Origin of the sequence: Microlunatus kandeliicorticis (assembly GCF_014137855.1) — a bacterium.
GTDB classification, from domain to species: Bacteria; Actinomycetota; Actinomycetes; order Propionibacteriales; family Propionibacteriaceae; genus Microlunatus; species Microlunatus kandeliicorticis.
The window spans coordinates 952,469-975,122 of the sequence record NZ_JACGWT010000001.1 but is presented as its reverse complement, the minus strand read 5'-3'; the positions used below and the strand labels follow the sequence as shown (position 1 = coordinate 975,122).

Sequence of the window (22,654 nt, the reverse complement as noted above, 5' to 3'; positions counted from 1 at the left end):
GACCCGCCGTCGAGAGGAGCCGCCGTGCGCACGCGACCGCTGGTGGCCGGCCTGGTCACCGCGCTGGTCGGCTCGACCAGCTCCTTCGCGGTCGTGCTGGCCGGGCTCCGTGCGGTCGGGGCGAGTCCGGCGCAGGCGGCCTCCGGGCTGCTGGTGCTGTTCCTCACCATGGGGCTGGGCACCGCGCTGCTCGCCGTCCGCACCCGGCTGCCGGTCACGCTGGCCTGGTCGACCCCGGGGTCGGCGCTGCTGGTCGGCACCGGCGCCGTGGTCGGCGGCTGGCCGGCCGCGATCGGGGCCTTCCTGGTCAGCGGGCTGCTGATCTGCCTGACCGCCGCCTGGCCGGGGCTGGGGCGGCTGATCGGCCGGATCCCGACCCCGCTGGCCCAGGCGATGCTGGCCGGGGTGCTGGTGCCGCTGTGTCTGGCGCCGGTCCGGGCGGCCGTCAGCACGCCGCTGCTCACCCTGCCGGTGATCGTGGTCTGGCTGGTGCTCCAGCGTCTCGCACCGCGCTGGGCGACCCCGGCCGCGTTCGCGCTGGCGCTGGTCGTCGTCGGGCTGGAGGTCGCCCTCCGCCCCGGCGCGGCTCCGGCGGTGACGCTACTCCCGCACCCGGTGTGGACCACGCCGTCGTTCGCGCTCGGCGCAGTGATCGGCGTCGCGCTCCCGCTGTACGTGGTCACGATGGCCGCGCAGAACGTCCCCGGCGTCGCCGTGCTCGCCTCCTACGGCTACCGGACGCCGTGGCGGCCGTCGATGGCGGTGACCGGGGTGGGCACGCTGCTCGGGGCGCCGTTCGGTGGGCACGCGATCAACCTCGCCGCGATCACCGCCGCGCTGTCCGCCTCACCGGAGGCCGACCCCGACCCCGCAGAACGGTGGCGGGCGGCGCGAACGGCCGGGCTGACCTACGTGGTGCTGGGGCTGCTGTCCCCCGCCTTGGTCGGGCTGATCACGACCGGCCCCGAGGGCCCGGTCGAGGCCGCCGCCGGGCTCGGCCTGCTGCCGGTGCTGGCCGGGGCGCTGACCGCGGCCCTCGACCCGCCGCCGAGCGCACCGCCGCTCGCCGGCGTCCCGGCCCCGGTCACCGTGCTCGACCGGATCCCGTCGGCGCTGACCTTCCTGGTCGCGGCGGGCGGGTCGACCGTGCTGGGGATCGGGCCGGCGTTCTGGGCCCTGGTCACCGGTCTGGTCGCCTGGGCGCTGCTCCGGGCGAGGCGCCGTCCTCAGACGCCGAGCGCGGCGTAACCCGGGACGATCACCTCGGTGATCAGCGCGCGCCGGGCGTCGAGGTCGAGGAAGCTCGCCTTGGCCGCGTTGAGGGTGAACCGGCGCAGCTCGTCCAGGCCGTAGCCGAACGCCTCGCCGAGGCCGAGGAACTCCTTGCTCAGCGTGGTGTCGCTCATCAGCCGGTTGTCGGTGTTGACCGTGGTCCGCAGGCCGAGCCGGGTCAGCAGGTCGATGGGGTGCTCGGCGACCGAGGCGACCGCACCGGTCTGGACGTTCGAGCGCGGGCACAGCTCGAGGGCGATCCGCGCATCTCGCAGATAGCCGCCGAGCTCGCCCACCCGGGGCCCGTCCGGACCGTCGGTGACGTCCTCGACCAGCCGGACGCCGTGCCCGACCCGGTCGGCCCCGCACCGCTGCACGGCCTGCCAGATCGACGCCGGCCCGAACGCCTCGCCGGCGTGGATGGTGATCTTCATGTTGAGCTCTTTGAGCCGCTGCAGTGCGGGCAGGTGGTCGACCGGCGGGAACCCGGCCTCGGGGCCGGCGATGTCGAAGCCGACCACGCCCTCGCCGCGCAGGGAGCCCGCCAGCTCGGCGATCTCCGGGCTGTCGTCCTGGTGCCGGAGCGCGGTCAGCAGCTGGCCCACCCGGATCGGGTGCCCGGCGCGGTCGGCGGCGGCCACGCCCTCGTCGAGGCCCTGCTGGACGGCCCGGACGGCCTCCGTGAGGCTCAGACCGCGCGCGGTGTGCTGGCTGGGCGCCCACCGGGTCTCGGCGTAGACCACGCCGTCGGCCACCATGTCCTCGACGAACTCGCGCGCCACCCGTCGCAGCGCCGGCGCGGTCTGCATCACCGCCACGGTGTGGTCGAAGGTCTCGAGATACGCGGGCAGCGACCCCGAGTCGGCGGTCTCGGCGAACCAGCGGCCGAGCGCGTCGGTGTCGGTCACCGGCAGCGGGTGGTCGACCTCGACGGCCAGCTCGGCCACCGTGGCCGGGCGCAACCCGCCGTCGAGGTGGTCGTGGAGCAGCACCTTCGGGGCGCGACGGACGAGCTCGGGATCCAGCGTCATGCGGGCGGGTTCCTTCGTGGTGGTCGGCTCGGACGCAGTCCGAACCGGGATGGGCTCAGCGGGTCTCGAGGTCGTGCGGCCCGAACGCGTCGGGCAACACCGCGGTCATCGGGACGATCCCGCTCGGGCTGTCCACCAGCAGGTCGGGCCCGCCGAACTCCCAGAGCAGCTGCCGGCAGCGGCCGCACGGCATCAGCACCGCCCCGTGCTTGTCGACGCAGGCGAACGCAACCAGGCGGCCGGGCGTGCCCGTCCCCTGGGTGACCAGCTCGGAGACCATCGCGCACTCGGCGCACAGCGTCACGCCGTAGGAGGCGTTCTCGATGTTGCACCCGGTGACCACCCGGCCGTCGTCGACCAGCGCCGCGGCCCCGACCGGGAACCGCGAATAGGGCACGTAGGCCTTGCGACTGATCTCCCGGGCGGCGGTCCGGAGCGCGTCCCAGTCGATCTCGGGGCGGTTCGTCCCGGTGCGGTCGTCGGTCACGCTCAGCCCTTCTCGTACGGTTCGCCGTCGGCGGCCGGAGCCCGCACCCGGCCGATCAGCCCGGCCACCGCGATGATCGTGGCGACGTAGGGCAGCAGCAGCAGGAACTGGCTGGGCACCGGGGTGCTGAGGGTCTGCATCTGCGAGCCCATCTGGGTGACGAAGCCGAAGAAGACCGCCATCAGCGCGGCCAGCACCGGGTTCCACCGGCCCATGATCAGCGCGGCCAGCGCGATGAAGCCGTTGCCCACGGTGAAGTCCTTGTCGAACGAACCGGTGGCCCCGACGGTGAAGAACGAACCACCGAGCCCGGCCAGCAGACCGCCGGCCAGCACCGCCGACCAGCGGACGCCGGTGACGCTGATGCCGACCACCTCGGCCGCCGCCGGGTGCTCGCCGACCGAGCGGATCCGCAGCCCCCAGCTGGTCCGGGTGAGCAGCCACCAGACCAGCACGACAGCGATCACCGCGAGGTAGGCCAGCACCGGCTGGGAGAACAGCACCGGACCGAAGAACGGGATCTTGCTCAGCCCGGGGATGGGCAGGGCCGCCATCACCGGCGCGCTGTTGAGCTTCTCGGCCTGCGGGCTGACCAGCTGGTCGAAGAGGAACCCGGTGATGCCGCTGGCGAAGACGTTGAGGACGACGCCGAGCACCACCTGGTTGACCTTGAACCCGATCGCGAAGAGCGCCAGCAGCACCGCCATCCCGAAGCCGGCCACCATCGCCGAGACGATCGCCGCGGCCAGCGAGCCGGTCACCGAACCGACCACCGCGGCCACGAAGGCCGAGACCAGGAACTGGCCCTCGATCGAGACGTTGACCACGCCGGCGCGTTCGCAGAGCACACCGCAGAGGGCACCGAAGACCAGTGGGGTGGCCAGGCTGAGGGTGCCGGCGAACTGGTTGCTGACCGGGAACGGCAGGTCGCGACCGGCGGCGGCCCAGGCCAGGAAGCCGAGGGTGAAGGCGATGCCGGCCACCGTCCCGGCCACCGCGGGCAGCCGGCCGTGCAGCCGTCCGGAGACGAAGCCGGCGCCGGCCAGCAGGCAGAGCACCGCGCAGACCAGCACGGTCGGCAGCCCGGGCAGGCTCACCGTGGGCAGCTGGACCGGGTCGAACGCGTTGGACAGCGCGAACCGGGAGGCGCCGTGGGTGGAGGCCAGCAGCACCAGCAGCAGCACGCCCACCACGACGATCAGCACGCCGGTGGAGAGCCGCTGGCGACGCTTCTCGGCCGACTCGAGCCGCGGCCCCGGGGTCGCGGCGGCCGGCGGCGGCGGGGTGGGGGCGCTGGGCACGGCCGGGGTGGCGGGGGCGCTCACGCGAGACCTCCCGAGCTCGACGGGACGCCGGTGCCGACCCGGCGTCCTCGCAGGAACGGCAGCAGCTTGGTGACCAGCATCGGCGCGGCCACGAACATCACGATCAGCGCCTGGAGCACCGTGGTCAGGGTCAGCGGGGTCTGCGCGATGCTCTGCATGGCCAGCCCACCGGCGTGCAGGGCCCCGAACAGCAGCCCGGCCAGCACGGTGCCCAGCGGACGCGACCGGCCGAGCAGCGCGACGGTGATCGCGTCGAAGCCGATGGTGCCGACGATCCCGTTGGACAGCGGCACCGGGGTGCCGCCGGTGGTCGGGCCGAGCGCGGCCTGCACGCCGGCCAGACCGGCCAGCGCCCCGGCCAGGGTCATCGCGATGATCGTCGTGCGGGCGACGCTCATCCCGGCGGTCGCCGCGGCGTTCGGGTTGGCCCCGACCGCCTTGATCGTGAAGCCGATCGTCGACCGGTCGAGGATCCACCAGACCGCCACCGCGGCGAGCAGCGCCAGCACGAAGCCGAGGTGCAGCTGGCTGCCCGCGAGCCGCGGGAAGGTCGCGTTCCAGTCGACCACCGGCGAGATCGGGTCGGTGCGGCCCGGCCGCTGGAAGGCACTGGTGGTGAGCAGATAGCCGAGCAGGCCGGCGGCGACGTAGTTGAGCATGATCGTGACGATCACCTCGTGCGCGCCGGTGCGGGCCTTGAGCCAGCCGACCAGCCCGCCCCAGACCGCGCCGCCGAGCACCCCGGCGATGACCGCCACCACCAGCTGGACGACCGGCGGGAGGTGCCAGCTGAAGCCGACGTAGGCGGCGAGGATCGCACCCCAGATCGCCTGCCCCTGGCCGCCGATGTTGAACAGCCCGGCCCGGAAGGCCAGCCCGACGCCCAGCCCGCCGCAGATCAGCGGGGCCGCCTGCGCGGTCGACTCGGTGATCGCCTGCCAGCTGCCGACTGAGCCGTCGATCAGCGCGCCGTAGGCCGACACCACCTTCTGGGTGGCCAGGTAGCCGAAGTACTGCGGCTGGGAGAGGATCTTCGGGTCGGAGAAGATCATCAGCAGCGCACCGACCAGGAAGGCCAGCACGAAGGCGGCCACCGTGGTGGCCAGCTCGGTCCAGGGGAAGCCGCGGTTCGCCCGCGGCGGCGGGGCGGTCGGCTGCTTCCCGGCCGGCGCCGGCGCGCCGCTGTCGGGCACGGTGGCGGTGCCGCTCACGTGATCACCTCGTTGACGTCCTCGGTGGTGGTGGCCGCCGTCCGCATCGCCTCGTCGGCGGAGACCCCGGCCATCATCAGGCCGAGCACCTCGCGCGAGGTGTTGGCCGGGACGATGCCGACGATCCGGCCGCCGCACATCACCACGATCCGGTCGGCCAGCGCGATCACCTCGTCGAGCTCGGTCGAGACGATCACCACCGCCGTCCCGCGGTCGCGCTCGGCGACGAGCCGGGCGTGCAGGAACTCGATCGCCCCGACGTCGACGCCCCGGGTCGGCTGGTTGGCGATCATCACGGCCAGCGGCCGCGACATCTCGCGGGCCAGCACCACCTTCTGCTGGTTGCCCCCGGACAGCGCGCTGACCGGGGTGTCGACCGACTGGGTGCGGATGTCGAACTCGGCCACCCGGTCGAGCGCCTCGGCGCGGATCCGGTCGACCCGGAGCCCGATGCCGGACGCGTACGGCGGCTCGGTGACGTGGTTGAGCACCAGGTTCTCGGCCACGGAGAAGCTGCCGACGAACCCGTCGCGCTGGCGGTCCTCGGGGACGAAGCCGAGGCCGAGGTCGATCCGCTGTCGCGGGGTCAGCCGGGTGATCGGCGTGCCGTCGAGCTCGACGCCGCCCGCGCTGACCGGGACGGTGCCGAGCAGCGCCTCGGCCAGCTCGGTCTGGCCGTTGCCCTGCACGCCGGCGATGCAGACGATCTCGCCGCCGTGCACGTCGAGGTCGACGTCGCGCACCACCGGCACCCCGGTCGGGCCGGTCACCGACAGCCCCCGGACCACCAGCCGCGGGTCGCCCTCGGTGGCGGGCGCCGCCTTGGCCACGGTGAGGTTGACCGACCGGCCGACCATCAGCTCGGCCAGCTTGGCCTCGGACTCCCCCGGCTCGGCGGTGCCGACCACCTTGCCGCGGCGGATCACGGTGATGGTGTCGGCCAGCTCGCGGACCTCGCGGAGCTTGTGGGTGATGAAGACGATCGCGCGACCCTCGTCGCGCAGCGACTTGATCACCGCGATCAGCTCGTCGGTCTCCTGCGGGGTGAGCACCGCGGTCGGCTCGTCGAAGATCAGGAACCGGGCGTCGTTGGCCAGCGCCTTGAGGATCTCCACCCGCTGCTGGACGCCGACCGGCAGGTCCTCGATCACCGCGTCCGGGTCGACCGCGAACCCGTACCGGTCGGACAGCTCGCGGACGGTGCGACGGGCCCGGCGCATGTCGAGCAGGGCACCGCCCTCGCGGCCGAGCACCAGGTTCTCGGCCACGGTGAAGACGTCGACCAGCATGAAGTGCTGGTGCACCATGCCGATCCCGGCGGCCATCGCCTGCTTGGGGCTGCCGATCCGGACCGGCTCGCCGTCCACCGTGATCTCGCCCTCGTCGGGCTGCAGCAGCCCGTAGAGGACGTTCATCAGCGTCGACTTGCCGGCGCCGTTCTCGCCGAGCAGGCAGTGGATCCGTCCCGGCTCGATGTCGAGGTCGATCGCGTCGTTCGCGACCAGCGACCCGAACCGCTTGGTCATGCCGCGCAGCCGCAGCCCGGGTGCGGGCTGCGGCTCGGCGGTCTGGTCCGGCTGGGTGGTCATCGTGACCGGGTCCCGGTGGTCAGGACCGCGTCAGGACGAGGGCTGCGACTTCGAGGTGATGGTGATCTTGCCCGACTCGATGTCGCTCTTGAGCTGGTCGAGCTCGGTCTTGACGTCGCCCGGGACCTTGCTGTCGAAGTCGTGGAAACCGGTCAGCCCGGTGCCCCCGTTCTGCAGCGTGCCCACGAAGGCGGTGCTGGTGAACTTGTTCTGCAGGGCGTCGCCGATCGCGTCCTTGACCGAGACGTCCATGCCCTTGAACACGCTGGTGATGATGCTCGAGCAGTAGTTGGGCTGGGTCTGGCAGCCGTCGGCGTCGACCCAGATCGCGTTGACCTTGCCGCCGCTGGCCTTGGCCACCTGGAGCGCACCGACGCCGGCGCCGCCGGCCACCGGGAAGATGACGTCGGCGCCCTGACTGGTCAGCGCCTGCGCGGTCTGCTGGCCACCGGAGGTGTTCTCGAACGGGTTGTCGCCGGGGACGAACTGGCCGTCCTGCTTGGCCGAGTCCCAGCCGAGCACCTGAACGTTCTTGCCCTTGGTCTTGTTGTAGTACTCGACGCCCTGGGCGAAGCCGTCCATGTAGATCGTGACGGTCGGGATCTTGGCGCCGCCGAAGGTGCCGACCTTGCCGGTCTTGGTCATCGCCGCCGCCAGGTAGCCGCCGAGGAACGAGGACTGCGCGGTGTTGAAGACCAGCGGCTTGAGGTTCTTCGTGCCGGCGAACTTCGGGTCGTTGTCGTCGACGATCGCGAACTTGACCTTCGGGTTGGCCTTCGCCGCGGCCAGGGTGTCGTCGGCGAGCAGGAAGCCGACCGAGACCACCATGTTGCAGCCGGCGCTGACCATCGAGCTGAGGTTCTTGGCGTAGTCCGACGCGCTGGAGGACTGGATCTTGTCGGTCTGGATCCCGTAGGCCGAGGCGGCGTCGGTCAGGCCCTTGAGCGAGGTCTGGTTGAACGACTTGTCGTTGAAGCCGGCGGTGTCGGAGACCATGCAGGCCTTGAAGTCGCTGCTCGCGCCCGAGGCGCTGGTGCCCGAGCTCGGCGCGGCCGAGGAGGAGCTCTGGCCGGCCGGGGCCGGCGGCTTGGCGCAGCCGGAGAGGCTGAGCGCGGCGGCGCCGATCAGGGCCGGAGTGGTGAGCAGCAGTCGGCGGGTGGCGGTCTTCACCTGGGTGTTCTCCTCGCGCGGATGTCGTCGGTGCGGACCGGGATGACCGGTTCCGCGGCGGCCCCACCGGTCGACGTCGCCGCGGTCGGCGCGTGCGGTGTCGGCTCGTCGCTGACGGCAGCATTTACCGGTGACGACGTGTCGGTGCGGGCTTTTGCCGCACTGTAGCCAGCACGACCGGGGTTTGTCGCGCTGGGCGAGGCCCCGTATCGGGGGCGATACCGGTTCGTAACCCGGGACGTTCAGCCCTCGGCGTCGGTCCCGTCGGTGCGGGTGGCGACCCCGGCCAGCAGCCGGACGCCGACCGCGATGGCCTCCTCGTCGACGGTGAACGTCGGCTGGTGGATGTCGGCGAAGCCCTCGACGCCGCGCTCGCGGACACCGAGCCGGGCCAGCGCGCCGGGGACCCGCTGGAGCATCCAGGCGAAGTCCTCGCCGCCGAGCGACTGCTCGGTGGGCAGCACGGCCCCGGGTGCGAGCAGCCGGCCCGCGGCGTCGGTGAGCCGCTCGATGCCGACCGCGTGGTTCACCGTCGGCGGGATGCCGGGCACCATCTCGACGTCGACCTTGACCCCGAACGGTGTGGCCAGCTCGGTGACGATCTCGGGCAGCATGTCCTCGGCGATCTTCCAGCCGTCCACCTGGAGCGCCCGCATGGTGCCCTCGATCTCGCCCTCGCTGGGGATCGCGTTGCAGGCCGAGCCGGCCTGGATCCGACCCCAGATCAGCGAGGCGCCGACCCGCGGGTCGATCCGCCGGGACAGCAGCAGCGGGGTCGAGGTGGCCACCAGGCTGAGCGCGCCGACCACGTCGGCGGTGAGGTGCGGACGCGAGGTGTGCCCGCCGGTGCCGCTGACCCGGACCAGGATCCGGTCGCAGGCCGCGGTGATCGGGCCGACCTTGAGCCCGATGGTGCCGACCTCGAGCTTGGGGTCGCAGTGCACCGCGTAGACCTCGGTCAGGTCGGTCAGCGCGCCGCCGGCGATCGCGTCCAGCGAGCCGCACGGGCTAGCCTCCTCGGCGGGCTGGAAGATCAGCCGGACCGGTCGCGGCAGGGTGCCGGCGTCGCGGAGCGCGGCGAGCACGCGGCCGACGCCCAGCACCACGGTGGTGTGGACGTCGTGCCCGCAGGCGTGGCAGACGCCCGGGTTCTGCGAGCGGTACTCGACGTGCTTGCCGTCGGTGATGGGCAGGGCGTCGATGTCGGCCCGGAGCCCGATCCACGGCCGGGCGGCCGCCACCGGGTCGGTCGGGACGACGTCGCAGAGCAGGCCGGTGCCGACCGGGAGGACCCGCGGTTCGAGCCCGGCGGCGCGCAGCACCTCGCTGATCCGACGGGTGGTGCGGTGCTCGTTGCGGGCGGTCTCGGGGTGGGCGTGCAGGTCGCGGCGGATGTCGACGAGGTCGTCGAAGAGGGCCTCGGCCTGCCGGGTGATGGTGGCGTCGAGCGCGGCGCGGGTGGACCCGGCGTTCTCGCGGCGGGCGTCCGGGGTCGCCGATGTGGTGGTCGACTCGGGGGTCAACGCGGTCTCGGTGGCGACGTCAGGCACCCGGCCAGTTTCGCATGCAGGGGCTATCGGATCGTCGCCTGCGCGTCGTCTGTGGGTCACCTCACGTTGGGTTCTGTGGGTCGTCTCAGCATCGGCGCTAGCGTCGGGGCGTGCAGCCGGGAGCGATCGGTCGCGGGTCAGGGTCCGGCGACCCGGTGGTGTCGCCGGTCGCCTGGAGCGATCCGGCGTTCACCGCGCTGCGGACCGCGCAGGAGGCCGAGGTGGCCGGGCGCTACGCCGACGTGCCGGGAGCGACGGCCGACGGTCTCGACCCGGCCACGGTGCTCGGCTGCTGGACGGCTGTCGACGGCGGGCGTCCGGTCGGATGCGTGGCGCTGGCCGCCGGGCCGGACGCCGACGGCTACCGCACCGGTGAGGTCAAGCGGCTCTGGGTCGAGCCCGGCGCCCGGCGCCGCGGCGTGGCGGCGGCGCTGCTCGACGCGGTGGTGGCGACCGCCCCCGACCGCGGGCTCCGACGGCTGGTGCTGGCCACCGGGCCGCGGCAGCCGGAGGCGATCGCCCTCTACCACCGGGCGGGCTGGCGGCTCGTCCCCAACTACGGCCACTACGCCCGGATCGGCCCCGTCCGCTGCTTCGAGCGCGTGCTCTGGCCGGATCCGCCGGAGCCGGCAGCCCGAGGGCCGGTCCGGCACCGGGCCTCGGCGCGGGCGCTGGTGCTCGATCCCGAGGACCGGGTGCTGCTGACCCACAACGTGCTCCGCGGAGCCGACGGGGTCCGCCGCGAGCACTGGGCCCTGCCCGGCGGTGGGGTCGAGGACGGCGAGACGGCGGCCGCGGCGGCGGGCCGCGAGCTGACCGAGGAGACCGGCCTGGTGGTGCCGGAGCTGGCCGGTCCGGTCGTGCTGCAGGACTACTGGGTGGCCTTCCCGGACCTGGTGCTGCACCAGGTCGAGGAGCTCTGGTGGGCCCGCAGCGCGCGGATCCTGCTCGACCGCTCGGGCCTGCGCGGCGACGAGGACTACCTCGTCGGGCTGCGCTGGTGGCCGGTCGACGAGCTCCGCGACTCGGCCGTGGCCACCTTCCCCCGGCTGCTCGCCGACCTGGTCACCTCGCTCGTGCACCACGGCACCCCGGCCGAGCCGTTCCGGATCGTCGCCGACTCCACCGTCCCGCCCGGCCGCCCGCTCCCCTGAGCCGCCGACGGATTTGGATCACGGTGCCCTGAGCCCGTCGAAGGGCCAGGGGCACTCCGATTCATCGTTCGGGCCCACGAGATGCGTACAGCGCTGTACGTTCCACCGATGAGACGTGTGACGACCCTCGGGGCAGCGCTCGTGCTGCTGGCCGCCGCCGGCTGCGCAGCGGTGTGCCTGCGACTCGGTTGGTTGCCGTGCCGCGGCCAGATGCTGATCGGGACCCCGTGGGGTCACGACGGCGAGTACACCGACGCGTGCCTTCGCGCGATGAACCGCGGGCCTGCCATCTACTTCCCGCCGGTACCGGCCGAACAGAGCGACACCGAGCTCGCTGCGGCCGCCGGCGCGTTCGCTCTCGCCGGTCTGGCTTGGATCGTGGTGGCGCTCGGCCTCCCGCTCTCGCGGACCGCCCGGGCCGTGGTCGCGTCGGCGGCGTCACCGACCGTGCTGATGGCGGTCCTCACCGCCGTCGGCTGGCTGAACGGCGTCGACGTCGGACGAGTGTCGCTGGTGCCGGGTCTTCTCTCCGAGGTTGCGCTGCTCGTCGGTGCCGTCGTCGCCTGCTGCGCCGTGTCGCGTACCCGGGACCGACTGGCCCTGCTCGCGCTGTCGTGGGGCTGCGGCGCGTTCGGCGCGGGTCACCTTCTCGGCGAGTACCTCGTCCTCGGCTCGATCAACCAGGACAACTGGGACTGGCCGCCCGGGAGCGGAGTCCTGATGGTCGCGTCGCTGGTCATCGGCGTCCTCGGCGCTCTGCTCGGTGTGACTGGTTCCCGCCGCCCGCGGCCGGGACGTCAGCGGACCGAGCGGACCAGTCGTTCGGCGGCGTCGAGGATCATCCGCGTCTCGCCGGGCCAGTCGCGTTCCTGACCGCGGTAGGGGCCGGTGGCCAGCGAGATCGCCACGGCGGCGGCGCGGAGCCGCAGCTCGACCGGGTCGACCCGGGTGTCGAAGACCGGGAGCCACTCGGTGACCAGCTGGCGCACCCGGGCCTCCTGCTCGGGGTTCATCCGCTGCACGGTGGTCAGGTGGGCGATCAGGCAGGCCAGGTCGTCGGCGCGGCGGCCGGGGCCGACGGTGTCGACGTCGAGCATCCCGGTCACCCGGCCGCCCCCGACGAACACCTGCGCCTCGTAGAAGTCGCCGTGCGTCGGTTCGTCCCCGGGCGGGATCCCGGCCACGCCACTGGTGATCGCCTCGGTCAGCCGTTCGAGCTGCGGTGCGGCCTCGGGCAGCGCGGTCGCGACCATCCCGGCGTACTGTCCGACGGCGTCGGTCCAGGGCTGGCGGCGTTCGAGCGTGGCGACCTCGGCCGGCATCGCGTCGAGCAGCGCGATGAGGTCCTCGGCGCGGCACGGCGCGGCGGCGTCGAAGATCGCCCGGGCCAACGGCCGTCCGGCCAGCTCGCGGGTGACCAGCAGCCCCTCGGGCAGCGCGAGCAGCACCTGCGGTGAGGGCAGCCCGGCGCCGGCCAGCATCTGGTGCCGCAGCAGCACCGGCTGGTAGGCGTTCGGCCGCAGCACCTTGACGAAGCAGGTCAGCGGCCCCGACGGCAGCTGCACCCGGGCCCGGAGCACCGCACGGCGCCGCGGCCGGTAGCCGACCATGGTGAGCTCGAGCTGGTCGGGGCTGACCGGGGCGCCGAAGGTGCCGGCGTCGCTGAACGTCCGGGCCAGCTGCTCGGCGTACGCGGCCCGGTCGAGCGCGGGCAGGTCCGGGTCGTGCGGGTAGAGCCAGACCGCGACCTCGCGACGCCCGTCGGCGAAGATCACCGCCCGCTCGTCGGAGACCGACGGGCCACCGACCCGGGCGCTGGCCCCGAGCAGCTCGTCCCGACGACCGAACGGCCAGTCGATGACCGCGCGGAAGGTCGCGGTGGTCGAACGCTGCGGGTCGGCGTCGACGTGGTCGAGCCGCCACGACACCAGCGTCCCGCCCCCGTGGCTGACCGCAGCCCGGAGCAGGTCGGCGACCGCGGGCGAGGTGAGCAGGTCCGATCCGTCGTCCGGGGGTACGGGAGATCGGGTCACGACCGGCATGCCCTCCCCTTTCCCGCTCGCGTGTCCCGGACCACCGGGATGTCCGCCCTCGGTGAACGGCCGGCCCGGCAGCGGAATCCTTGCATGCCGGACCATCCCGCTGCGGCAAGATGACGGAGTGCTCGTGGCGATCGGACTGGTGACGCTGGTGGGGGTGGTGATCGCCGTCACCGCCGGGGCGGAGCGACTGCGGCTGTCCCCTCCCCTGGTGCTCATGCTGGTCGGGGCGATCGGCTCGTTCGTGCCCTTCATCCCCGACATCGAGCTCACCCCCGAGATCGTCCTGATCGGCCTGCTCCCGCCGCTGCTCTACTCGGCCGCGATCCGCATCTCGGTGATCGACTTCCGGGCCAACAAGGCCTCGATCGGCTTCCTCTCGGTGCTGCTGGTGCTGATCACCGCGTTCGGCATCGGCCTGATCACCTGGCTGATCCTGCCGATCCCGTTCGCCCTCGCCGTCGCCTTCGGTGCGGTGGTGGCGCCCCCCGACGCCGTCGCGGCCACCTCGATCGCCCGCCGGGTCGGTCTGCCCCGTCGGGTGGTGACGATCCTCGAGGGCGAGTCGCTGGTCAACGACGCCACCGCGATCACCGCCCTGCGGGTCTCGCTGTTCATCGCCACGACCGCGGCCGGCGCGGGTCGGACGCCGGGCGGGCTGGAGACGGCCGGGACGGCGCTGCTCGGGCTGGTGATCGCGGCCGGCGGCGGCGTGCTGGTCGGGCTGGTGGTGGCCTGGGTGGCCGCGCTGATCCGACGCCGGATCCACAAGACCCGTTTCGACACGGCGTTCTCGCTGCTGGTCCCGTTCCTGGCCTACCTGCCCGCCGAGGAGCTCGGCTGGGGCGACTACCACGCCTCCGGCGTCGTCGCGGTGGTGCTGGCCGGCCTGATCCTCGGGCACAAGGCGCCGGTGATCCAGACCGCCCGGTCGCGGATCAGCGAACGCACCAACTGGAACACCATCCAGTTCGTGCTGGAGAACTCGGTCTTCCTGCTGATCGGGTTGCAGGTCCGCCGGATCGTGGCCGACCTGCAGCGGACCGACCTCGCGCTGGGCACCATCGTGGGCTTCTGCGCCGCGGTGCTGGTCGGCGTGATCGTGCTCCGGCTGCTGTGGGTGGGGATCGCCGGCTTCTACCTGTTCCGGGCGCCGTCGGGATCGATCAGCCACCAGTGGGCCAAGACCTCGGTGATCGGCTGGGCCGGCATGCGCGGTGTCGTGACGCTGGCCGCTGCGTTCGTGCTGCCGGACAGCGAGATCCGGCCGGTGCTGGTCTTCGCGGCGCTGGTGGTCACGGTCGGGACGCTGCTGATCCAGGGGCTCAGCCTGCCGTGGGTCGCCCGGCGCAGCGGGCTGCGGGGCCCCGACGCCCGCGAGGACGCGCTGCAGGCCGCCTCGGTGCTGCAGTCCTCCACCGCGGTGGCGTTGCAGACCCTCGACGACATCCGGCAGCCGCACGACACCGACGAGACCCTGGCCGCCCTGCGCCGCCGGATCGACACCCGGACCAACTCGATCTGGGAGCGGCTCGGGGCACCCGGGACGTTCGAGACCCCGGCCGAGGCCTACCGCCGGCTCCGCCTGGCCACCCTCGAGGCCGAACGCGGGGAGGTGCTGCGGATCCGCTCGGCCGGGACGATCGAGAGCGACGTGATCGCCCAGGTGCTCGCCTCGCTCGACCAGGAGGAGTCGATGCTGATGGCCTTCAACCGCGAGGCCGACGGGGTGCGCGACACCGAGCTGGCCGTCCGGACCCCGGCCGGCGCGGACGGCTCGTGCGAGCACCTCGACGAGGCTCCCACCGTGGTCCGCCCACTCAGCCGCGACTGCGAGGACTGCATCCGCGAGGGCACCCGGCCGGTGCACCTGCGGCTCTGCCTGACCTGCGGCAACGTCGGTTGCTGCGACTCCTCGGTCGGCAAGCACGCCACCCGGCACTTCCACGACAGCCGCCACCCGGTGATGCGCAGCTTCGAGCAGGGCGAGTCCTGGCGCTGGTGCTACGTCGACGAGCGGCTGGGCTAGAAGTCGTCCGGAGACGTGCGCTGAGCTCATCGAAGCGCGGTACCTCGGGTGCGCCCGGGAGGGCGGGCACCGCGTCCCGCCCACCTCGCTGCGCTCCGCTGGGGCTCCGCTCCGCTCGGAACGCCCGACCACACCCCGACGCGGTGCCCGCCCTCCCGGGCTGGTCGTACCGCTCGCGTCGTGAGGGTGGGTGGCCGATCACCGCACTGCGTGCGGGCTGCCGCCCCGGGGTGCGAGCTCCTGATCAGCCCGGGGGCAGCAGACCGATCGTCCGGTAGACCTGGCGCACGGTCCCCGCGGCGACGTCGCGGGCCCGCTCGGCTCCGGCGGCGAGGATCTTCTCGAGCTCGGTCCGCTCCCCCATCAGCGCGAAGGTGCGCTCGCGGAACGGGCCGGCGAAGGCGACCACCGCGTCGGCGACGGCCCCCTTGAGGTCCCCGTAGCCCTTGCCCTCGAAGCCGGCGACCAGCGACTCGATGCTCTCGCCGGTCAGCGCGGAGAGGATCCGCAGCAGGTTGGCCACGCCGGGCTTGGCCTGCTCGTCGAAGGTGATCACCCGGTCGCTGTCGGTGACCGCGGACTTGATCTTCTTGGTGTTCGCCTTGTCGGGGTCGAGCAGCTCGATGATCCCGTTCGGCGGCGAGCCGGTCTTGCTCATCTTCGCGGTCGGGTCGGTGAGGTCCATGATCTTGCCCACCGAGGCGAGGATGTGCGGCTCCGGCACCACGAACGTCTCGCCGTAGCGCGCGTTGAACCGGCCGGCCAGGTCGCGGGTGAGCTCGAGGTGCTGCCGCTGGTCCTCGCCCACCGGGACCCGTTCGGCCTGGTACAGCAGGATGTCGGCGGCCATCAGCACCGGATAGAGGAACAGCCCGACGTTGGCCGCGTCGGCACCCAGCCGGCTGCTCTTGTCCTTGAACTGGGTCATCCGGCTGGCCTGGCCGAAGCCGGTCATGCAGGACAGCACCCAGGTCAGCTGGGTGTGCTCGGGCACGTGCGACTGGACGAAGACCGTGGACCGGTCCGGGTCGACCCCGCCGGCGATGAGCTGGGCGGCGGCCCGCAGGGTCTTCTCGGTCAGCGCGGCCGGCTCGTTCTCGACGGTCAGTGCGTGCAGGTCGGCGACGCCGTAGAAGGTCTCGAACTCGTCCTGGAGCGGCACCCACTGCCGCAGCGCCCCGAGGTAGTTGCCGAGGTGCAGCGAGTTCGCTGTCGGCTGGACCAGGGAGAGCACGCGGGGCCGGTCGGACATGACGTCCATCCTGTCACGGCCCCCGGGGCGGTCTCGACGCAGTTTCGGCCGGGCTCAGCCGCGGGTGCGTCGGGTCAGCCGGTGGTCGGAGGTCGGGTGGCCCGGCCCGACGACGGTGGCTCCCGCGGACTCACCGGTCGCCCCCGCGGCGGCCGCCGCCGGAGCGACGGCGGTCGGCCCACCGGCCGTGCCGGCAGGGTCGAGCGCCTCGGTCGGGACCGGCTCGGCCGCCTGTACCCGGATCACCGACACCCGCCGGCCGTCGAGTTCGGCGACGGTCAGCGCCAGCGCCGCCGCCGGACGCTCCTCGAGCTCCTCGCCGTCGACGTCCGCACGCTCGACCACCGCGACCACCCGCTCGCCGGCCGTCGGGATGTGACCCATCCGGGCGACCAGGAAGCCGGCCAGCGTGTCGTAGGGCCCTTCGGGGAGCCGGAACCCGGTCCGGTCCTCGAACTCCTCGAGGGTCAGCAGTCCGTCGAAGTCGCGGGCGCCGTCGAGCGCCGGACGGGCGTCGGGCACCTCGTCGTACTCGTCGGTGATGTCGCCGACCAGCTCCTCGACGACGTCCTCCATGGTCACGATCCCGGCGGTGCCGCCGTACTCGTCGAGGACGATGGTCAGGTGTGCCGAGACCCGGCGCATCTCGGTCAGCGCCCGCAGCACCCGGACGGTGTCGGGCAGCATGATCACCGGGCGGGCCAGGTCGGCCACCGGCGTCGAGCGGGTGCTGATCTCGGGGTCGAGCAGGTCCCGCACGTGGACGAAGCCGATCACGTCGTCGGCCGAGTCGCCGATCACCGGATAGCGCGAGTGCGGGGCGGCGAGAACCTGGCTGGCCGCCTTGTACGCGGGCATGCTGCCGGGGAGGAAGTCGACCTCGGTGCGCGGGATCATCACCTCGCGCAGGTTGCGCTGACCCGCGTCGAAGACGTCCTCGACGATCTGGCGTTCCTCGACACCCAGCGTCTGCGAGGCGCCGACCATGGCCCGGATCTCCTCGTCGGTCACCTCCTGCCGGCTGGCCGACGGGTCGCCGCCGAGCAGCCGGACCACGCCGTTGGTCGAGACGCCGAGCAACCAGATCACCGGTCTGCCGATCCGGGCGATGAAGTCGACCAGCGGGGCGAGCGCGGTGGCGAACGCCTCGGTCCGCTGGAGCGCGAGCCGTTTGGCGGTCAGCTCGCCGAGCACGATCGAGACGTAGCTGATGAGCGCGGTGATCAGGATCAGGGCCAGCGTGCTGGCGAGCCCCTCGCCCAGCCCCAGCTTCTGGAGCTGCGGGCCGAGGTGGACGGCCAGTGTGGCGCCGCCGAAGGCGGCGGACAGGAAGCCGGCCAGCGTGACGCCGATCTGCACCGCGGAGAGGAACCGGTTGGGTTCGGCGGTCAGCCGGGCGATCAGCGGGCCGCGGCGGCTGCGGTGCTGGAGCTGGCGCACCTGGCTCTCGCGCAGCGACACCAGCGACATCTCGGCCGCGGCGAACACCCCGCTGATGCAGATGAACAGCAGGATCAGGCCGCTGTTGAGCAGGATCTCGGTCATCGGCCCGTCACCCCGTCCAGCCTAGTGACCGCCTCGGACGGCGGCCCGGTCCGCGAGCACGCACCACGTCGAGCGTTCACAGCGTCGCCGCGCGTCCCATCTGGACGACCTTCCAGCCCGACCGGCGCCAGGTCGGGGCGTGCAGCTTGAGCCGGCCGTCGATGACGATCCGGTTGGTGACCAGCGGCGCGAGCTGCTCGGGGTCGAGCTGGCGGAACTCGGGCCACTCGGTCAGGTGCAGCACGAGGTCGGCCCCGGTGAGCGCCTCGATCACCGAGGACGCCTGGCTCATGCCGGGCCAGTCGACCCGGGCCTGCGGGTCGTAGACCACGATCTCGGCGCCCCGCTCGGCGAGGGCGGTCGCCACGGTGAGCGCCGGAGAGTTGCGGGTGTCGTCGGTGCCCGGCTTGAAGCTCGCGCCGAGCACGGCGATCCGCTTCCCGGTGACGTCGCCGGCGAGCTGGTCGACGGCCATCTCGGCCATCTCGAGCCGCTGGCCGGTGTTGATCGCCTCGACGCCGGCGATGAAGTCGCTGAGCACCCCGACGCCGAGCTCGTCGGCGCGGGTGGCCAGGGCCCGGATGTCCTTGGGCAGGCAGCCGCCGCCGAAGCCGAGCCCGGCGTTGAGGAACTGCCGGCCGATCCGCCGGTCGTGGCCGATCGCATCGGCGAGCAGGGTGACGTCCCCGCCGGCCGCCTGGCACATCTGGGCCATCGCGTTGATGAAGCTGATCTTGGTGGCCAGGAAGGCGTTGGCCGCGGTCTTGATCAGCTCGGCGGTGGCGTAGTCGCACTCGACCACCGGCGTCGCCTCGCTCAGCGGGAGCGCGTACACCTCGCGGAGCAGCTCGAGCCCGGCGCCGTCGTCGGTGCCGAAGACGATCCGGTCCGGACGCAGGGTGTCCTCGACCGCGAAGGCCTCGCGGAGGAACTCCGGGTTCCAGGCCAGCTCGACCTGCTCCCCCGCCGGGGCCAGCTGCTGGAAGAGCGCGCGAAGCTGCACCGCGGTGCCGACCGGGACGGTCGACTTGCCGACCACCAGCGTCGGCCGGGTCAGCAGCGGGGCCAGCGACCGGGTGGCCGACTCGAGCTGGCCGAGGTCGGCGGCGCCGTCGGGGCCCTGCGGGGTGCCGAGGCAGAGGAAGTGGACGTCGGCCCAGTCGGCGAGCTCGGCGTAGTCGGTGGTGAAGCGGAGCCGGCCGGTCGCGGTGTGCCGCTCGAGCAGCGGCTCGAGGTTGTCCTCGTACATCGGCGACTGGCCGGCGTTGAGCTTCTTGACCCGGTCCGGGTCGATGTCGAGCCCGATCACCTGGTGGCCGAACTCGGCCATGCAGGCGGCGTGGGTGGCGCCGAGGTAGCCGGTGCCGATCACACTGATGCGCAGGGTCACCCGCCGATTGTCCCGGTTCGTGTCGAAGCCACCCAAATCCGCACGCCCGCACGCGTCGGGCTCGCCCTCCCCGCGGGACACGAACCGGCCCGGACCGACGACCGCCGCGGCCCCCGACCGGGAGGTCGGGGACCGCGGCGGGCGGTCAGTGCATCAGCGGTTCTGGCCGGAGCCCGTTCAGAGCGCGGCGAGCGCCGCGTTGAGCGTGGCGGACGGGCGCATCACGGCCGAGGCCTTGGCGTCGTCGGGACGGTAGTAGCCGCCGATGTCGGCCGGCTGCCCCTGGACGCCGAGCAGCTCGGCGTTGATGGTCTCCTCCTGCTCGCCCAGCGTCCGGGCCAGCCCGGCGAACGCCGCGGCCAGCTCGGCGTCCTCGGTCTGGGCGGCCAGCTCGCGGGCCCAGTAGAGGGCCAGGTAGAAGTGGCTGCCGCGGTTGTCGATCGAGCCGACCTTGCGGGCCGGGCTCTTGTTCTCGTCCAGGAAGGTCCCGGTGGCCCGGTCGAGGGTGTCGGCCAGGATCTGCGCCCGGGCGTTGCCGGTGGCCGTGGCCAGGTGCTCGAAGCTGACCGCCAGGGCCAGGAACTCGCCCAGGCTGTCCCAGCGCAGGTAGTTCTCCTTGACCAGCTGCTGGACGTGCTTCGGCGCCGAACCGCCGGCCCCGGTCTCGAACAGCCCGCCGCCGTTGATCAGCGGCACCACCGAGAGCATCTTGGCCGAGGTGCCGAGCTCCATGATCGGGAACAGGTCGGTCAGGTAGTCCCGGAGCACGTTTCCGGTGACGCTGATGGTGTCCTCGCCGCGGCGGATCCGCTCCAGGCTGAAGGCGATCGCCTCGGCCGGGGCCATGATCGACAGCTGCAGCCCGCCCTCGCCGTCCAGCCCGGCGCCGTGCTCGGGCAGGTAGGCCTTGACCTTCTCGATCAGGTTCGCGTCGTGCGCGCGGTTCTCGTCGAGCCAGAACACCGCCGGGGCCCCGGTGGCCCTGGCCCGGGTCACGGCCAGCTTCACCCAGTCGCGGATCGGGACGTCCTTGGTCTGGCAGGCGCGCCAGATGTCGCCGGCCGAGACCTCGTGCTCGATCAGCGTGCTGCCGGCGGAGTCGACGACCCGGACCGTCCCGTCGGCAGGGATCTCGAAGGTCTTGTCGTGGCTGCCGTACTCCTCGGCCGCCTGGGCCATCAGACCGACGTTCGGCACCGAGCCCATGGTCGCCGGGTCGTAGGCGCCGTGCGCCTTGCAGTCGTCGATCATCACCTGGTAGATCGCCGCGTAGCTGCTGTCGGGGATCACCGCCAGGGTGTCGTGCTCGGCGCCGTCGGGGCCCCACATGTGACCCGAGGTGCGGATCATCGCCGGCATCGAGGCGTCGACGATCACGTCGCTCGGCACGTGCAGGTTGGTGATCCCGCGGTCGGAGTCGACCATCGCCAGCTCCGGGCCCTCGGCCAGCGCCCGGTCGAACGCGGCCTTGATCTCGGCGCCGTTGTCGAGCTTGTCGAGCCCGGCCAGGATGCCGCCGAGCCCGTCGTTCGGGCTGAGCCCGGCCGCGGCCAGGTCGGCGCCGTAGCGCTCGAACACGTCGGCGAAGAAGGTGCGGACGACGTGGCCGAAGATGATCGGGTCCGAGACCTTCATCATGGTGGCCTTGAGGTGGACGCTGAACAGGACGCCGTCGGCCTTGGCCCGCCGGACCTGCTCGGCCAGGAACGCGCGCAGCGGCCCGACCTTCATCGCGGTCGCGTCGACGACCTCGCCGGCCAGCACCGGCACCGACTCCTTGAGCACGGTCACCGACCCGTCGGCCGCGTGCAGCTCGATCCGCAGCGTGTCGTCGGCCGGGACGACCACCGACTTCTCGCTGGACCGGAAGTCGTCGGCGGTCATGTGCGCGACCTCGGTCCGGCTGTCCGCGCTCCAGGCCCCCATCCGGTGCGGGTGCTTGCGGGCGTAGTTCTTGACCGAGGCGGGCGCCCGACGGTCGGAGTTGCCCTCGCGGAGCACCGGGTTGACCGCGCTGCCCTTGACCTTGTCGTACTTGGCCCGGTCGGCGCGCTGCTCGTCGGTCTTCGGCTCGTCCGGGTAGTCGGGCAGGTCGTAGCCCTGGGCCTGCAGCTCCTTGATCGCCGCCTTGAGCTGCGGGATCGAGGCCGAGATGTTCGGCAGCTTGATGATGTTGGCCTCGGGCGTCTTGGCCAGCTCGCCGAGCTCGGCCAGCGCGTCGGGCTGGCGCTGCTGCTCGGTCAGCCGCTCGGGGAACTGGGCGATGATCCGGCCGGCCAGCGAGATGTCGCGGGTCTCGACCTCCACCCCCGCGGTCGAGGCGAACGCCGAGATGATCGGCAGGAACGAGTAGGTCGCCAGCAGCGGCGCCTCGTCGGTGTAGGTGTAGATGATCTTCGAGCTCGAGCCGGTCGTGGCCATGGGTGCGAGAACCCTCCTGGACGTCGATTTACCTTGACGTCAAGATATCGGAGATCGCCCGCCGGTCTCGACCCGGCCGTCGGACCGCGGCCCCGACCGACCGGCTCCCGCTCCGGCCGCGTTGCTAGGGTCCGCACTGGCACCCCGTGTGCGGGTCGCCGGTCCAGCCGTCGAGACGTCAGGAGCCCGAGCGTGAGCAACACCCCCGTCAAGGTCGCCGTCACCGGTGCGGCCGGGGCCATCTGCTACAACCTGCTGTTCCGGATCGCCGCCGGCGAGCTGCTCGGTCCCGAGCAGCCGGTCGAGCTGCGACTGCTCGAGATCACCCCCGCGCTCAAGGCGCTCGAGGGCGTGGTGATGGAGCTCGACGACTGCGCCTTCCCGCTGCTCAGCAAGGTCGAGATCGGCGACGACGCCAACACGGTGTTCGACGGGGTCAACCTGGCGATGCTGGTCGGCGCCCGGCCGCGGAGCAAGGGGATGGAGCGCTCGGACCTGCTCGAGGCGAACGGCGCGATCTTCACCGTCCAGGGCCGCGCGCTCAACGACCACGCGGCCGACGACGTCAAGGTGCTCGTCACCGGCAACCCGGCCAACACCAACGCGCTGATCGCGATGAGCAACGCTCCCGACATCCCGAACCGGCGGTTCAACGCCCTCACCCGGCTCGACCACAACCGGGCCGTCGCCCAGCTGGCGCAGAAGACCGGCGTCAGCGTCAACGCGATCAGCCAGATGACCATCTGGGGCAACCACTCGGCCACCCAGTACCCGGACGTCTTCCACGCGCTCGTCGACGGCCGACCGGCCGCCGAGGTCGTGGACGACCAGGACTGGGTCGAGAACGACTTCCTGCCCACCGTGCAGAAGCGCGGCGCGGCCATCATCGACGCCCGCGGCGCGAGCTCGGCGGCCAGCGCGGCCAACGCCACCATCGAGCACATGCGCGACTGGGTCCGCGGCACCCCGGCGAACGACTGGGTGTCGATGTCGGTACCCTCCGACGGGTCCTACGGGATCGCCGAGGGCGTCATCACCTCCTACCCCTGCACGGTGACCGACGGCGAGTACAGCATCGTCGAGGGCCTCGAGATCGACGCCTTCTCGCGGGAGAAGATCGACGCCTCGGTGGCCGAGCTCAACTCCGAGCGCGAAGCCGTCCACGGCATGGGCCTGCTCGGCTGAACCG

The 22,654-nt window shown here is 72.7% G+C and carries 16 protein-coding genes and 1 pseudogene; 5 read left to right on the top strand and 12 right to left on the bottom strand.

Annotation, left to right across the window (positions count from 1 at the left end):
* Positions 1 to 24: 24 nt before the first annotated feature.
* On the top strand, positions 25 to 1,248 hold the full coding sequence (locus tag FHX74_RS04360; protein WP_328823605.1) for a benzoate/H(+) symporter BenE family transporter: 1,224 nt from the start codon (positions 25 to 27) through the stop codon (positions 1,246 to 1,248).
* Here the strand turns inward: FHX74_RS04360 and FHX74_RS04355 are convergent.
* From FHX74_RS04355 to FHX74_RS04330, 7 genes are all read right to left on the bottom strand, one after another.
* Positions 1,227 to 2,303, bottom strand: coding sequence for an adenosine deaminase (locus FHX74_RS04355; protein WP_182558802.1), 1,077 nt, complete (start codon positions 2,301 to 2,303; stop codon positions 1,227 to 1,229). The two genes, FHX74_RS04360 and FHX74_RS04355, sit on opposite strands and share 22 nt — an antisense overlap.
* Positions 2,304 to 2,358: 55 nt before the next feature.
* On the bottom strand, positions 2,359 to 2,790 hold the full coding sequence (locus FHX74_RS04350; RefSeq protein WP_328823604.1) for a cytidine deaminase: 432 nt from the start codon (positions 2,788 to 2,790) through the stop codon (positions 2,359 to 2,361).
* A 2-nt stretch (positions 2,791 to 2,792) separates the two neighbouring features.
* Positions 2,793 to 4,091, bottom strand: coding sequence for an ABC transporter permease (locus tag FHX74_RS19800; protein WP_328823635.1), 1,299 nt, complete (start codon positions 4,089 to 4,091; stop codon positions 2,793 to 2,795).
* 20 nt (positions 4,092 to 4,111) lie between these two features.
* Complete coding sequence (locus FHX74_RS04345; protein ID WP_407941458.1) at positions 4,112 to 5,326, bottom strand: ABC transporter permease; 1,215 nt, start codon at positions 5,324 to 5,326, stop codon at positions 4,112 to 4,114.
* Positions 5,323 to 6,915 carry an ABC transporter ATP-binding protein gene (locus FHX74_RS04340; protein ID WP_182558800.1) on the bottom strand — a complete coding sequence of 531 codons (1,593 nt, stop codon included), beginning with the start codon at positions 6,913 to 6,915 and terminating at the stop codon, positions 5,323 to 5,325. The genes FHX74_RS04345 and FHX74_RS04340 overlap by 4 nt, the downstream gene beginning before the upstream one ends.
* Before the next feature lie 30 nt (positions 6,916 to 6,945).
* Positions 6,946 to 8,085, bottom strand: a complete 1,140-nt coding sequence (locus FHX74_RS04335) for a BMP family lipoprotein (RefSeq protein WP_182558799.1) — start codon at positions 8,083 to 8,085, stop codon at positions 6,946 to 6,948.
* Positions 8,086 to 8,327: 242 nt separating this feature from the next.
* A complete protein-coding gene (locus FHX74_RS04330; RefSeq protein ID WP_328823603.1) occupies positions 8,328 to 9,635 on the bottom strand; it encodes an amidohydrolase in 1,308 nt (435 codons plus the stop codon).
* Positions 9,636 to 9,745: 110 nt separating this feature from the next.
* Between FHX74_RS04330 and FHX74_RS20975 the strand changes: the two genes are divergently transcribed.
* Positions 9,746 to 10,789: a GNAT family N-acetyltransferase gene (locus FHX74_RS20975; protein ID WP_182558798.1), complete on the top strand. Its 1,044-nt coding sequence runs from the start codon at positions 9,746 to 9,748 to the stop codon at positions 10,787 to 10,789.
* A gap of 108 nt (positions 10,790 to 10,897) precedes the next feature.
* Positions 10,898 to 11,662 (top strand): hypothetical protein, encoded by a 765-nt coding sequence (locus FHX74_RS04320; protein ID WP_182558797.1) that lies wholly within the window; start codon positions 10,898 to 10,900, stop codon positions 11,660 to 11,662.
* Here the strand turns inward: FHX74_RS04320 and FHX74_RS04315 are convergent.
* A complete protein-coding gene (locus FHX74_RS04315) occupies positions 11,587 to 12,831 on the bottom strand; it encodes a phosphotransferase (protein WP_182558796.1) in 1,245 nt (414 codons plus the stop codon). The two genes, FHX74_RS04320 and FHX74_RS04315, sit on opposite strands and share 76 nt — an antisense overlap.
* Positions 12,832 to 12,955: 124 nt before the next feature.
* Here FHX74_RS04315 and FHX74_RS04310 point away from each other — a divergent pair, with 124 nt between their 5' ends.
* The gene (locus FHX74_RS04310) at positions 12,956 to 14,857 is read left to right on the top strand and encodes a cation:proton antiporter domain-containing protein (protein WP_328823602.1); all 1,902 of its coding nucleotides are present in this window, start codon (positions 12,956 to 12,958) and stop codon (positions 14,855 to 14,857) included.
* A 244-nt stretch (positions 14,858 to 15,101) separates the two neighbouring features.
* Here FHX74_RS04310 and trpS read toward each other — a convergent pair whose 3' ends face one another.
* From trpS to FHX74_RS04290, 4 genes and pseudogenes are all read right to left on the bottom strand, one after another.
* A complete protein-coding gene (trpS, locus tag FHX74_RS04305) occupies positions 15,102 to 16,109 on the bottom strand; it encodes a tryptophan--tRNA ligase (RefSeq protein WP_182558794.1) in 1,008 nt (335 codons plus the stop codon).
* 147 nt (positions 16,110 to 16,256) lie between these two features.
* Positions 16,257 to 17,654 (bottom strand): annotated as a pseudogene (locus FHX74_RS04300) (hemolysin family protein); the annotation flags it as partial.
* A 76-nt stretch (positions 17,655 to 17,730) separates the two neighbouring features.
* Complete coding sequence (locus tag FHX74_RS04295; protein WP_182558792.1) at positions 17,731 to 19,044, bottom strand: UDP-glucose dehydrogenase family protein; 1,314 nt, start codon at positions 19,042 to 19,044, stop codon at positions 17,731 to 17,733.
* A 177-nt stretch (positions 19,045 to 19,221) separates the two neighbouring features.
* Positions 19,222 to 21,465 carry an NADP-dependent isocitrate dehydrogenase gene (locus FHX74_RS04290; RefSeq protein ID WP_182558791.1) on the bottom strand — a complete coding sequence of 748 codons (2,244 nt, stop codon included), beginning with the start codon at positions 21,463 to 21,465 and terminating at the stop codon, positions 19,222 to 19,224.
* Between the two features lie 192 nt (positions 21,466 to 21,657).
* Between FHX74_RS04290 and FHX74_RS04285 the strand changes: the two genes are divergently transcribed.
* Positions 21,658 to 22,650 (top strand): malate dehydrogenase, encoded by a 993-nt coding sequence (locus tag FHX74_RS04285; protein WP_182558790.1) that lies wholly within the window; start codon positions 21,658 to 21,660, stop codon positions 22,648 to 22,650.
* Positions 22,651 to 22,654: the final 4 nt, after the last annotated feature.

Bases quoted from the DNA above. Each gene is read 5' to 3' on its own strand.
- FHX74_RS04355 (WP_182558802.1), bottom strand. From the start codon at position 2,303: ATGACGCTGGATCCCGAGCTCGTCCGTCGCGCCCCGAAGGTGCTGCTC.
- FHX74_RS04340 (WP_182558800.1), bottom strand. From the start codon at position 6,915: ATGACCACCCAGCCGGACCAGACCGCCGAGCCGCAGCCCGCACCCGGG.
- FHX74_RS04320 (WP_182558797.1), top strand. From the start codon at position 10,898: ATGAGACGTGTGACGACCCTCGGGGCAGCGCTCGTGCTGCTGGCCGCC.
- FHX74_RS04315 (WP_182558796.1), bottom strand. From the start codon at position 12,831: ATGCCGGTCGTGACCCGATCTCCCGTACCCCCGGACGACGGATCGGAC.
- trpS (WP_182558794.1), bottom strand. From the start codon at position 16,109: ATGTCCGACCGGCCCCGCGTGCTCTCCCTGGTCCAGCCGACAGCGAAC.
- FHX74_RS04290 (WP_182558791.1), bottom strand. From the start codon at position 21,465: ATGGCCACGACCGGCTCGAGCTCGAAGATCATCTACACCTACACCGAC.